This is a genomic window from Caulobacter sp. BE254 (assembly GCF_031457295.1).
Classification (GTDB): Bacteria; Pseudomonadota; Alphaproteobacteria; order Caulobacterales; family Caulobacteraceae; genus Caulobacter.
In genome coordinates, this window is sequence record NZ_JAVDWJ010000009.1 from 26,435 (window position 1) to 38,645 (window position 12,211).

Annotated in this window: 9 protein-coding genes; 4 read left to right on the forward strand and 5 right to left on the reverse strand. The window is 69.5% G+C overall.

Going from position 1 to position 12,211, the window contains the following annotated elements; genetic code table 11:
• Positions 1 to 144 precede the first annotated feature (144 nt).
• The gene (locus tag J2X41_RS16420) at positions 145 to 483 is read left to right on the forward strand and encodes a DUF736 domain-containing protein (protein WP_310083122.1); all 339 of its coding nucleotides are present in this window, start codon (positions 145 to 147) and stop codon (positions 481 to 483) included.
• Positions 484 to 533: 50 nt separating this feature from the next.
• Here the strand turns inward: J2X41_RS16420 and J2X41_RS16425 are convergent, their stop codons facing one another.
• Positions 534 to 1,034: a helix-turn-helix transcriptional regulator gene (locus tag J2X41_RS16425; RefSeq protein ID WP_310083123.1), complete on the reverse strand. Its 501-nt coding sequence runs from the start codon at positions 1,032 to 1,034 to the stop codon at positions 534 to 536.
• Between the two features lie 337 nt (positions 1,035 to 1,371).
• Here J2X41_RS16425 and J2X41_RS16430 point away from each other — a divergent pair, with 337 nt between their 5' ends.
• The 3 genes from J2X41_RS16430 (at position 1,372) to J2X41_RS16440 (ending at position 5,090) form a co-directional block, all read left to right on the forward strand.
• Positions 1,372 to 1,962 carry a GntR family transcriptional regulator gene (locus tag J2X41_RS16430; RefSeq protein WP_310083125.1) on the forward strand — a complete coding sequence of 197 codons (591 nt, stop codon included), beginning with the start codon at positions 1,372 to 1,374 and terminating at the stop codon, positions 1,960 to 1,962.
• A 644-nt stretch (positions 1,963 to 2,606) separates the two neighbouring features.
• Entirely contained in the window at positions 2,607 to 3,263 is a 657-nt protein-coding gene (locus J2X41_RS16435) for a lasso peptide biosynthesis B2 protein (RefSeq protein ID WP_310083127.1), read from the forward strand.
• A 3-nt stretch (positions 3,264 to 3,266) separates the two neighbouring features.
• Positions 3,267 to 5,090, forward strand: coding sequence for an asparagine synthase-related protein (locus tag J2X41_RS16440; protein WP_310083129.1), 1,824 nt, complete (start codon positions 3,267 to 3,269; stop codon positions 5,088 to 5,090).
• On the opposite strand, the gene J2X41_RS16445 is transcribed toward J2X41_RS16440, so the two are convergent.
• The 4 genes from J2X41_RS16445 to J2X41_RS16460 all read right to left on the reverse strand — a co-directional run bounded on the left by J2X41_RS16445 (position 5,009) and on the right by J2X41_RS16460 (position 12,173).
• Positions 5,009 to 7,471 (reverse strand): prolyl oligopeptidase family serine peptidase, encoded by a 2,463-nt coding sequence (locus tag J2X41_RS16445; protein WP_310083132.1) that lies wholly within the window; start codon positions 7,469 to 7,471, stop codon positions 5,009 to 5,011. The genes J2X41_RS16440 and J2X41_RS16445 overlap by 82 nt on opposite strands.
• 35 nt (positions 7,472 to 7,506) lie before the next feature.
• The gene (locus J2X41_RS16450; protein WP_310083134.1) at positions 7,507 to 10,524 is read right to left on the reverse strand and encodes a TonB-dependent receptor; all 3,018 of its coding nucleotides are present in this window, start codon (positions 10,522 to 10,524) and stop codon (positions 7,507 to 7,509) included.
• A gap of 124 nt (positions 10,525 to 10,648) precedes the next feature.
• Positions 10,649 to 11,656 (reverse strand): FecR family protein, encoded by a 1,008-nt coding sequence (locus tag J2X41_RS16455; RefSeq protein ID WP_310083136.1) that lies wholly within the window; start codon positions 11,654 to 11,656, stop codon positions 10,649 to 10,651.
• A 13-nt stretch (positions 11,657 to 11,669) separates the two neighbouring features.
• Complete coding sequence (locus J2X41_RS16460) at positions 11,670 to 12,173, reverse strand: RNA polymerase sigma factor (protein ID WP_310083137.1); 504 nt, start codon at positions 12,171 to 12,173, stop codon at positions 11,670 to 11,672.
• Positions 12,174 to 12,211: the final 38 nt, after the last annotated feature.

The following is a 12,211-nucleotide window of genomic DNA, read 5'->3' on the forward strand; positions in this document are numbered from 1 at the left end:
GCGTCCCGGCCCAAGGTCGCCGCGCCGGCCTTGCCGCTCCCCCCGGCGGCCGGCCAGCGGCGGCTCGATCCACCGGTTTCCCCCCACCGGCGATCGGGCCGCCGCCTTCGGCGCGCCCCAGCGCCGGCGGGCCGGAGACACCCCATGTCGATCCTTGGTCACTTCCGTCGCGACGGCGACGGCTTCACCGGCCGCCTGGCCAGCCTCAGCCTTGACGCCACCGTGCGCCTGGCGCCGCCGACTCGAACCTTCGCCAAAGGTCCCGACTACCTGGTCTTCGTGGGCGAGGCCGAGGTCGGCGCGGCCTGGCGCGCGGCCGACACCAGCGGCGCGCTGCTCAACGTCAAGCTCGACGACCCCGCCTGGCCCGAGCCGATCAATGCGCGGCTGATGGCCACCGAGGACGGCGTCCTGCCCTTGACCTGGATCCGCCGCGACCCGCCCGAAAAGCCGGCCTCGCCACCGCCCGCGCCACCCGAATAGACCGAAAAGCGCGGCGGCCGGGCGAGCGCCGCCAAGACGGAGGCCGGATCTCAGGACGAACCTTCGTCCTGCGGATCCGGCGCCTCGTAACTCTTGGCGATGGCGCGCGAGATATAGTCCTCGGCGCTGGCGTCCTGCCGCGCGAAGAGCTTGCGGATTTCGTCGCCCAAGGACCGAAAAGCGCTGACCAGGAGAGCCGGCGGTACGCTGCCCAGTCGCGGCCCCACCTCCTCATGCAGGTCGCGCATGACGATGAAGAAGGCCGTGGCCATCTTGTTATCGAGCAGGATCAAGGCCAGTTCCGGCCAGTTGTAGTGCAGAGCCAGCAGGATCCCCACCGCGTCGGCGCGTGTGGCCTTGGCGAACAATCGCACCTTGTTGAAATCGAACTCTCGCCGGCCCGCCTCGAAGTCCTGATAGGTGCGAAGCGCAATCCCCATCCCCTGGGCAACTTCGGCGCTCGTCAGCCGGCGCTCCTTGCGCACCAGCTTGACGATTTTGGACAGCAGGCGCGCCTGGCGCGCGAGCGGCGCCTGGGTTGAGCCGGCCATGTGACACTCCACGCGACGCAAACAACCTAAGCGCAAGTAACTCAGCAAATTCCCCATGCAGCAACCGCTTTGGAGCAGGTCAAAACCCTCCGCCCCGAGAGCGAATGCCTAAGCGCCTGGATTCCCTACCGATCGGTTCGGTTAAGCCCAATGGTTGCGTAAAAAGCCGCAACGATTGGGCAAATTGCCGGCAGCGATTGGCTGGGCCGGCGCCCACTGTTGCACGACGAGTCGCGCGTCCACAGGTTTGCTGGCCCATTGTGGTCCGGTTGCCTGCGGACCGGTCGACGCGTCGTGGAGGGGCGCGGGAGATAGCCGGCTCACGGAGCCGAAAGCCTTGGGCCGAGACCGCGAACTTTTCGAACGAACCCTGGAGGCCCTGCGTCAGCGCCTGACCGTCGACGGGCCGCTACAGGGCGCGCCTTTGGCCGTCAACGTGCTGGCGGCGCAGCTCGACGTCAGCCAGACGCCGGTCCGCGAAGCCCTGGCCTGGCTGGCGGGCGAGGGGCTCATCAGTCACACCCGGTCGGGCTATGCCGGCGTGGTCCACGACGCCGCCAGTCTGGCGGGTCTCTATGGCCTGGCCGGGATTTTGAGCCTGACCCTGGTGCGGGCCCGCGCCGGCGGCGTGAAGGCGCGTGCGACCCTTCCTGAAACGGTCCTGTGGCTGGCGGATCAGGCCGACAACCGCGCCTTGGCGCGGGAGACGTTTCGGGCTCATGCCCAGTTGGCGCCGTTCGTCTTGGCCGAGGGGCTGTGTCTGTCGCCGGAGAAGTGGCCGCCAGAGTTGGGGTGGCCGAGGGGCGAGGGGCCCGGCGACGCCAGCGCCCTGGCCGAGCCTGTGCGGCGCTACTACGCCCGACGCGTACGACGCAGCGCCGCGATCCTGTCGGCGGCGATCTCGGCCCAGATCGCGCCGAGACTATAGATTTGAATATAGGATCAAGCCCGCAGCTCCTTGGAGGGTCGCAACCTCGCGGCAGCCCTGACTTGAAGGAGACTGCAATGCCCGCTTTCCGCAAACTGATCGCCCTGGGTTCGGCCAAGACCCTGACCCTGGCCGGCGACATCCAGCTGGTGCCCGAAGACATGACCGGCAAGCTCTACTCGGGCGTCTGATCCGATCTAGGCGGCGGGGCGCACGCGCGTCCCGCCGTTGACCGCAGGTTCGATCCGCACGGCAAACCCATGACCTCGACCACGTCATTGATCGCTCTGGGACCGGCCAAGGCTGTGACCCGGCGGCCCGCTGCCGCACGCCTTCACGCCGCGCCGTTCGACCCCCCATGAGCCGCGTTCGATCGGCGAAGAACGGGCGAATATAGATTTGAATATAGGTCTCGCCGGCCGCCTCCTGATCGCCGCCGCATCTCGCGGTTGATCGAAAGGAGACCACCATGACCCAGCGTCTGATCCGCGTCGGCTCCGCCCGGCAACTGACCGAAGGCACCAGCGGGGACACCCCCGAGGTCCTTCTGCCCCGTCCGTTCGAGGGCATCTGAGCCGACCGTTGGCGGAGGTCCGCGAGGGCCTCCGTCAACACCTGCCGCCAAAGCTCCGGAAAGAAATCACGTGGAAGTCCCACTGGCCCAGCATGTCCATGCGGTGATGATCGACGATGACCTCGTCTTCCTCGATATCGACGCCGACGCCTACTTCTGCCTGCCGCTGCCGCCTGGTCTGGCCAGCCTCGACGGGCGGCGCCTGCGCACCGGCGACACCCGTCTGGCCGAAGAACTGGTGGCTGCCGGCCTGGCCCGTAATAGCGACGCGGAGACGATCGCCGGGCGCGAACAGCCGCAGCGCCCGGTCCGCACCGCGCGGCGCCTGCTGGAGCTTTCGCCGCACATTAGGCCCCGACTGCGCGCGCGCCACCTCGCCGCGCTCGGCGCGGCGATCCGGTCCGGGTTAGCTAGCAAACGACAGTCCTTCCGTCAGCTGGTCGAACCTGCGGCCAGGCCGGACACCGCGCCACCGGAACTTGCCGGCCTGCTGGCGGATCTCGCCGTATGGCGTCGCCTCGCCCCGTGGCTGCCCATGGACGGGGTCTGTCTTTTTCGCAGCGGGATGCTGGCGGCGTTCCTGCGCGCGCTGGGCCATCAGCCGACCTGGGTCTTCGGCGTGCGGACCTGGCCGTTTCAGGCCCACTGCTGGCTGCAGGCGGACGACGTCGCCCTGGACGACGAGGCCGAGCGCCTGTCAGCCTTTGCGCCGATCTTCGGGGTCTGAGGCGTGGCCTATCTGGTCCTGACCCACCCTGGCGGCCAGACCGCCGTGGCCTTCGAAGCGATGGCCGCCGACCTGCAGGCCCGGGGCTGGACGCCCGGACCCCAGGCCTACGCCCTGTCCGTGTTCGTCCGGGACAGGGCCGCGCCGCTGGTGGCGATGCTCGGCGACTGGCGTGGTCCGGTCGGGGCCGTGGTGGGCGACATCTTCGATCGCGCGGCCGCTGAAGCCGGGGAGGCCAGCCGCTTTGACCTGTCCATCCTGGGCGAGTTGGCCAACAGCGACCCGCAGGCGATAGCGGGTGTGCTGGCCGCCCACGCGTTCGGCGACTATGTCGCCGTCATTCGCCAACGCAGTGGCGGAGGGGCGGTGGTGTTCGCCGATCCGCTTGGCGGCCGGCCGGCCTTTTCCTGGACGCGCGAGGGGGTGACGATCATCGGCGACGAGCCGCCCGAAGGAATGGCCGCGCCCGCCAATGTCGCCGTCGACTGGCCGGCCCTGGCCGACCTGATGGCCGACCCACGGCGCATGGGAGCCGCGCCGCCGCTGACCGGTCTCACCTGGATCCCGCCCGGTGTTTGCCGCTTTGGCCCCGCCCTGGAGAACTCGCAGATCGTCTGGACACCGGCCGCCGCCGCCCGCAAGAGCTCGCGCCGAAGGGACGAGGCGGGGCTGCGGCGCGCGGTGGACGGCGCCTTGCGCGCCTACCTGCTCGGCCGGCAGCGAGTGCTCTGCGAGATCTCCGGCGGCCTGGATTCGGCGATCGTCGCCACCAGCCTCAAGGCGGTCGATCGCCCGGCTGACGCGGCGCTCAACTTCTATCGCGGTCAGGCCGAGGCCGATGAACGGGTCTATGCCCGGGCCGCCGCCGAGCGGGCCGCCACGCCCCTACGATGTGTCGAGCGACCTCTGCTGACCCTGACCCAGGAAGGACTCCTGGCCGGCGCCGGGTCCTTTCGGCCCAATTTCGAGATCCTCGACACCGACTATGACGATCTGGTGCTGCAGGCGATCGCCGAGAGCCAGGCGGACATCGTCTTCACCGGCCACGGCGGCGACGTGGTTTTCTACCAGCTCGCCGCCGCCGACCTCGCGGGCGATCTATTGCGTGGTGTTCCTTGCGAGGGATCGCGTATCGCCCGTCTGGTCGAGGTGGCGCTGCGTACCCGGCGCTCGGTCTGGAGCCTGGCGGCACAGGCCTTGCGCGGCCGCCCCAGCCGCGCGATCGCCGAGTTGATGACCGCGCCGGTCATCCTGGCGCCGCAAAGGCCGGAAGGAACCTGGCACCCCTGGGTGGCGGGACTGAACGGGTTGCCGCCCGCCAAACGAGCGCAGATCCGAGGCCTGGCCTTGACGCAGGGTGTCTTCGCCCACACCCGCCGAGGGGCGGCCGCGCGCCTGTGTCATCCGCTGCTGAGCCAGCCGGTCGTCGAAGCCTGTCTGGCCACGCCGGCGCCGATCCTCAGTCAGGGGGAAGGCGAGCGCAGCTTCGCCCGGCGGGTGTTCGCCGATCGGCTGCCGGAGATCATCGTCGCGCGCCGCTCGAAGGGCGACATCAGCACCTTCATGGGCCGCACCCTGGCCCGGAACGTCCCGCTGCTACGCGACTTCTTGCTCGACGGGCGGCTGGTGGCCCAAGGGGTTCTCGAGCGCGCGGACCTCGAGGCGGTGCTGAGCCCCGAGGTCCTGATCTTCCGCAACGCCTATGCCGAGATCCTGACGGCCACGGTGTTGGAAGCCTTCGCCCGCTACTGGGAAGGGCGCGCGGCCTCCGATGGCGCGGCAAGGGGAACGGTGTCGGCGACCTTGTCGGCCGAGAGCGCCGCTTGAAGAAAGGCATAGGCGCGCCGCGTCAGGTCCTTGAGATTGCCGGGTGACTGCACGACGTGACCCTCGCCCCGGTAGTAGAGCAGCTCGACGGACTTTCCCTGCCGATAAAGCGCCGAGAACATTTCCAGGGACTGGCGCCCACCAATGTCGAGATCGCCCTGGATCAGCAGCACGGGCGCGACGATCTGGTCGGCGTGCAGAAGGGGGCTGGCGTCGAGGTAGCGCTGCGGATGCTTCCAGGGCGGTCCGAGCATCCGGCCTTGGCCAGTCTCCGACCAGCCGAACATGCTGGAGGCGTGCAGCATGACTTCCGGCGCGCCGAACGCCTGGTGACCCTGCTCCCCCCACATCGAGAAGAGATCGCTGATGCCCGAAGAGGCGATCACCACCTTGAACCGCGGGGACTGGGTCGCGGCGGCCAAGGCGCCGTACCCGCCATAGCTGTGGCCCCAGACGGCCAGACGCGTGCGCGACAAACCGCTATCGGCGGCCAGGGCCGCATCGACGGCCAGCAGCATGGCCTGAGCCATCGTTTTGGCGGGCTCGGCCTCCGGCGCCATCGGCAGGCTGGGCGTCAGCACCGCATAGCCCGCCCCGACCATCGCGCGCACATTGGTGGTGTAGTTGCGCGCGTCCGGCGCCGCCGCGCCCGAGGGCGCGACATAGTCCGAGCCCGGGTAGGGGACGACGATCAGCGGGCGATCGTCTCCCGCCTTGTGGTCGGCGGGCAGGTAGAGCCAGCTCGACACCATGGCGCCCTGCGGCGTGCGGTGGGTGATCTTGCGCGGCGGCGTGATGTCGATATCCGCCAGGAAGGCGTTGAGCGTCGCCAGGACACGCGCCGGGCGGCCCGGCTCGGACAGCATCAGGGTTGCGACGCCATGGTCGGTCTTGGCCAGACCAAGGGTCGCGCCGGTCGCCGCCGCCACGGCCAGAAGGCTGGCGCCGGCCGGCGGCTGCGCGGCGACCCGGTCGGCCCCCCGGCTCGTCAGCACGCGGACCTCGCCGCCTCGGTCGACCAGGATCGCGCCTGGCAGTTCGCCGGCCTGGGCCGGGGCCGGCAGAACCTTGTCCGACGCCGAGGCAAGCGGCGTCACGCCCGTTGGGCTGAGCGTTTTGACGCCTTCGGAGGTCCTGACCAGAAAGCCGTCCTCGATTAGGGCCAGACGGCGGCCGCCATCAGGCGACAGGTCTGAAAGCAGGGCCTTGGGACCGTCGGGGTCGATGCGCCACCAGGCCACGGCGCTGTCGCCTGGCCGGCGGCCCAGGACGGCGGGCGCGCCGCCGACCCAGCCCATGTCCGGCCGCAGGCTCGCATTGGTCCCGCCGATCGTCTGGACGGTCCCGGGCTCAACATCGCCGGCCAGCAGCGAGGCCTCGCCGCTGGCGGTGATTTTCCAGTAGCGCACCTCGCGCCAATCGCCCGCCTTGGCCGCATCCGGCCGGGCGCTGATCAGGAGGCCCCGGCCGTCGGGCGCCCAGGTCATGTCCGCGGAGACCATGTCGCAATGCGGACACGGCCGGAGCGTCCGGCCCGAAGGCAGATCGATCAGGGTCAGCCGGCGACGGCGGTCGAAGGCGTCGTTGCGGGCGATGCTGTCTCCATCGATCGTCACCGGCTCCATCGCGGTGGTCAGCGCGGCGATCGCACCATCGGGCGACAGCGACAGGGCGATGAACGGTCCGCGCGCCAAGGGACGAACCGCGCCGCTCTCGACGTCGAGCGCGATCAGATCGGCGTCGCGCCAGGGCGGATTGCTCGCGGCGCCGGGCCCGCCGCGCAGCACGCTCACCGCCACTTGCCCGGCCTCGGCGGCCTCCCAGCCCGCGATCGTCCGCGCCTGGGTCTGCCAGCCGCGATTGAGCGCGAAGGAGGGCGTGTCCGGCGTGGTGCTCAGGACCACGACCTCATGGTCGCTTCGCCAGCGCGCCAGGCTGAACCAGGCTTCCAGGTCGACACAGCGACCAGACCAGCGGACCTTGTGGCTGGCCAGGTCGACGACACCAAGCTCGTTGGTGTGGCCCTTCAGGCGGTAGACGATCGCGCGCCGCCCGTCAGGCGACAGGGCGCCCAGGCTCTCTCCCGTCCCGGGCGCGGGGCCCAGCAGCGGCTGAGGCGGCCCGCCGGCGGCGACATCGACGACCCAGAGCCGGCCGGTTCGCTGGATGGAGAAAAACTCCAAGTCGAACCGGCCGGCGGACGTCAACGGCCCTTGCGTCTCGTAGACCAGGGTCCGCCCGTCCCCGGAGAACGCCGCCCGCCCCACGCTTTGCAGGGAAAGCATGTCGTCGATGGTGTAGGGCCGCGGAGGCGGTCCCGCGGCCGAAGCTGCGGGGATGGCCAGGGCGCAGGCAAGCGCCAGCCATGCGAGAACACGCATTGCTTGAAACTCCGGATGAGGTGGGGGCTAGAGGCCTACCAGGCCTTGGTCAGCTGCAGCGCCACGACGCGGCCGTTGGGGTCGTAGTTGGTCGCGTCATAGCCGACGATCTGCGGCGCATCGTAGAACGGCGGGTCCTTGTCGAAGAGGTTCTGGACGGTCAGGGCCACGGCCAGACCCCGCCAAGGACCGGACCGCGCCGACGGCGCCCAGCGCGCCTGGAGGTCGGCCGTGGTCAGCGGCTTCATCCGACGACCCGTGTCGGTGTGCAGATCGCCAAGGTGATTGAGGGTCAGGGTCGTGGCCACATCGCCGTGGGTCCAGGTCGCCGACCCCCGAACCCGCAGATCGGCCGGAAAGCCGGCCATGCCAGTGAGTTCGACCGATTTGGAGGTGGCGGTCACCTTGCGCTTGTAGTGCATCATCCACGACAGGTTGCCGGCGAAGTCGAGCGTGTCGGCGCCCACCGACATGCGGTAGCTGCCAACCAGGTCCACGCCCTCGACCGTGAAGGCGCCGGCGTTGACGTAGCGCGCATCGCCGATCGCCCCGTAGGCCTCGGCCGGATAGAGGGCCTGGGCCGCCGCCGAGGCCTTGGCCAGGTAGGATCTGACCAGGGCCAGATCGGCGGGATTGGTGGTCGGCGCGATCGTGGTCCGGAACGGCGCCAGGTCGGCCGCGGTCAGGATGGTCGAGAGATAGGCGATCGCCGGCCGGCCGATGCGGCCTTCGAACTGCGTGCGAAAGTAGGTCCCCGACAGCTTCAGTTCGGGATGGCTGAGCGGCGCATACTCAAACCCCGTGGTCCAGGACTTGGCGGTCTCGGGCGCGAGGTTCGGATTGCCGCCGGTCAGGATCAGGGTGAGCACGCTGGCCGAGCCATTGCTCAGCCGCACTGGCGTGGCGCCTTGCAGATCGGTGAGTTCGCCGATCGAGGGCGCACGAAACGACTCCCCGTAGGTGGCGCGCAGCGTCAGATCGTCTACCGGAGCCCAGGCAAGACCAAACTTTGGCGTGGTCGCGCCCATGCCGCCGTCGTAGTCCTCGCGCCGGACGGCGGCCGATAGCTCCAGCTTGGCCAACCCCGGCCTCTGAAACGCGCCGCCAAACAGCGGGACCCGCGCTTCGGCGAAGAGCGCCCGCACCGTCCGCTCGCCGCGTCGCGCCAGAGTCGGTATCGGCGTCAGGGACGAGGACGTGCTCACGCCGCTGGTCTTCAGCGCCTCGGTGCGCGCCTGAGCGCCGATGGCCAGGCGCACCGCGCCAGCCGGCAAGCTGAACAGCGCGCCATCGGCCGTGGCGCTGGCGATGTCCAGCTTGCCGATCGTGCGACGCCTGTCCCAGCCCGAGGTCACGAAATCCAGAACCGCCTGGTTGTTGGCGCCTTGCCCGACATAGGGGTTGAAGTAGCCGTCCCGGGGCGCGCTGTAGGCCGACACCGGGTTGTCGGCCGTATTGCCCAGGGCCTCGTTCAACGCCGCCGAACTGACCAAACCGTCGTTGCGGCCGAGACTCAGCTCCTCGCCGTGCGCGGCGTAGGCGTCCAGACGCCAACCGGCGAAGAGATCGACCTTGGCCCCGAAGGCCAGGTTGCTGGTGCGCACCGAGCCGGTGTTGCGCGACGCGCCGGTCTCGTTCTGGAAGGAGTAGGCGATGGTGTTGGACGCCGCGCCATTGGGCGAGACGAAGAACGGGTTGGCGCGGCTGATGGTCAAGCCCGCGATCGGCGCCAGGTTGGAGATCGCGTAGCGGCGATCGCTATAGCGAACCTCGGCGTTGAGGTTGACGCGCGACCCGACCTCCTGGGTCGCCGAAGCGTAGAGGCCAAAGCGCTCTTGGGTGGGCATGATGTCGGCCACCGCGTTCTGGTTTTGGTAGTTGACCTGGCCGGCGAGGAACGAGGCTGGCGTCAGGTTCAAGCCGTTCTGACCAGATGGGATGGCGTAGATCGGCGCGCCGCTGGCGCTCAGCACATTGCCAGGCTGGCTGTAGTAGAGGCGATGGTCCGCGCCGCCCAAGGACCGCATGTCGGCGTCGGCGGTGTAGACGCGATCACGGCCGTGAATGGCGTTGGAGCGCTGATATTCGGCGCTTAGGAGCAGCGAGCCGCCGCTCCACGCCTGGCCATAGGTCTGAGCAAGCTGGCTTTGACCCAGGCCGCCTTGGGTCGCGCCGCCGATACGGGCGCGCGTCTCCATCCCCTCCCAGCGATCGCGCATCACGACATTGATGACGCCGCCGACGGCGTCGGACCCATAGAGCGCCGAGGCGCCGTCGAGCAGCACATCGACGCGCTCGACGGCCGATAGCGGCAGGCTGGAGATGTCGGCGAAGTCGGCCATGATCCCGGCGCCGGCCATGCGTCGTCCGTTGACCAGCACCAGCGTGGCGTCAGCGCCCAGGCCGCGCAGGTTGATGCCGGTGGCCCGGCCAGCGTTTGTGCCGGTCGCATCGGCGCCCACCGCCCCGGCCTTGTCGCTGGCGGTGCCCGTAAAGGTCTGGGGCAGGGCGGCCATGGCGGCGCCGAGCGTCGCATAGCCGCCGCGATCGATCGTTTCGCGTCCCAGGATGATGACGGAAGACGCCTTGTCGCGAGCGCCGCGAATGTGCGTGCCCACGACGACCTCTTCGACCATCGTCGGCTCCTGCGCGAGCGGAACAGTGGCGGGGGGCTCGACCCCCGCGGCGCCGCTCGTCGGCTCGGCGGCCTCGGGCCGCAGGCTGATCGCGACGCGCGCCGGACGCAGGACCAGCACGCCGGGGCGGACTTGCTCGACGCTGATGCGGCTGCCGGCTAGCAGACGATCCAGCGCCTGGCGCGCGGTCAACCGCCCTTGAACGGGCGGCGCCTGCAGGCCTGCGACCAGTTCGGTCTCGAAGAGAATGTTAATGCCGGCCTGATCGGCCAGAGCCATCAGCGAGGCGCGCAGCGGCGCGGCCGGCAGGCTAACGGTCACCACCGGTTCGGCGGCCACGGCCGCGGCCGGCGCGGCGGCGACCGCCAGGATCGAAAGACAAGCGCCGCCAAATAGCCCCGAGAACAAACGCGTCATCTCATAACTCCCCCGCCACCGGCGGGCGCGATCATGATGACGCGCTGCTGATCCGCCGATGGACCGCAGGGGAGACGTCCGCGGTGACGTCCTCGGGCGGTGGCTGCGTGAAAAAATTATGACGTCAAGCCGACGGCCTCGCGACAGGCCGAAGCTCCAGGTCGCCGTTGAAGCGACGAACGGTGTCGAGCCGATAGAGCGATGAGACCGCGGCGATGAAGTCGCTGTGGTCGCCGGAAGAGAAGACGCCGCTTATGCGATGATCGGTCGGCACGCCGTCAGCAAACGTGATCTTGTCTTTGCTGTAGCGATTGAGCTCGTTGACAGCCTCGGCGAGGGTCACGTTATCGAACCGCAGCTTGCCGGTCGTCCAACTGGTCGCCGTCGCGATGTCGACGGCCTTGGGCGCGACGTTGGCAGGCGCTGTGGGCGTAACGGCCAGGGCTTGGCCGGGGGAGAGCCGCCAAGGCGTGGTTCGCACCTTGGGGTCGCGGATCTCGACGCTGCCCTGGGCCAGGGTGACACGCACCTCCTGGCCGATCTTGCGGACATCGAAGCGCGTGCCCAGCGCGCGCACCTGCGCGCTCGCCGCCTCGACGACAAAGGGACGCTCGGCGTTGTGAGCGACGTCGAAGAAGGCTTGGCCGCGCATCAATTCGATCCGCCGTTCGCCGCGGGTGTAGCGTACGCGCAGCCGGGTGTCGGTGTTGAGCTGGACCCGCGAGCCGTCCTCGAGGCGCGCGCTCAGCGTTTGGCCAACGCCCGTCACGTAGTCGGCGCGCGTGACGAAGGACCAGCCGAGGACCGCGCCAACGACGCAAGCCGCGGCCAGGGCGGCGGCCAGGATGCGCGCCCGCCGAGCGCCGCCTTGGCGACGGGCCGGCTTGCGCTCCGGGCCGCGCGCCAGTGCCTGCGCGGCGGCCGCGCGCAGGTCCGGGTCGTCCTGCAACGCCACCATCGACTTGTTGATCTCGTCCAGGTGGTCGTAGGCGGCGCGGTTTTGCGGATCGGCCTTCGTCCAGGCGGAGAAGGCCTCGAGCTCTTCGGTCTCGATGGTCCCGAGGTTCAGGCGTACGAACCAGTCGGCCGCCTCACGGGTAGAGCGGGTGATCTTGTCTCGGTCTTTGATCATGACGAGCGCAGCCTTAGTCCCGCATGGCCGCTGACGTCCTGGCCAGGGCCCGGCGCATCCGATCCTTCACGGTTCGCTCGGGAATGTCCCGAAGTCGCGCGATCTCGCGATAGGTCAGGCCCTGGATATGGGTCAGCACGAAAACATCGCGCAACTCTTCCGGGAGTGCCAGCACGATCTGCTTCAGCGCCAGAGCATGCTCTTGCGAGGGCGCCGTGGACTGCGCCGTGAAGGGCTCGCTGTGCGTGGCGTGATCGCTCTCGCGCTGGACCTTGCGCAGGCGGTCGCGCGCAAGGTTGTCGGCGACCCTGAGCAAGAACGCCTTGTGGTGGCGCACTTCGCCGGCCGCTTCGAGCGGAGCGGTGCGCAGATAGGCCTCGTGCGCCAGGTCGTCGGCCATGTCGCCATAGCGCTTGCGCAGCACGCCGCGCAGCCAGTCGTCGTACCGCCGAAAGAGGATTTCGACGGCATGGGCCAGGTCCTGGCGGGTCGGGGCGGGCGGAGTAAAACCATCCATCGGACAATCACCTGAGATTGCCCCACAGAATCTCGCAT

What these genes read in the sequence shown, in the direction of transcription:
- J2X41_RS16420 (WP_310083122.1), top strand. Translation starts at nt 145, where the DNA reads ATGTCGATCCTTGGTCACTTCCGTCGCGACGGCGACGGCTTCACCGGC.
- J2X41_RS16425 (WP_310083123.1), bottom strand. Translation starts at nt 1,034, where the DNA reads ATGGCCGGCTCAACCCAGGCGCCGCTCGCGCGCCAGGCGCGCCTGCTG.
- J2X41_RS16445 (WP_310083132.1), bottom strand. Translation starts at nt 7,471, where the DNA reads ATGCGTGTTCTCGCATGGCTGGCGCTTGCCTGCGCCCTGGCCATCCCC.
- J2X41_RS16450 (WP_310083134.1), bottom strand. Translation starts at nt 10,524, where the DNA reads ATGACGCGTTTGTTCTCGGGGCTATTTGGCGGCGCTTGTCTTTCGATC.
- J2X41_RS16455 (WP_310083136.1), bottom strand. Translation starts at nt 11,656, where the DNA reads ATGATCAAAGACCGAGACAAGATCACCCGCTCTACCCGTGAGGCGGCC.
- J2X41_RS16460 (WP_310083137.1), bottom strand. Translation starts at nt 12,173, where the DNA reads ATGGATGGTTTTACTCCGCCCGCCCCGACCCGCCAGGACCTGGCCCAT.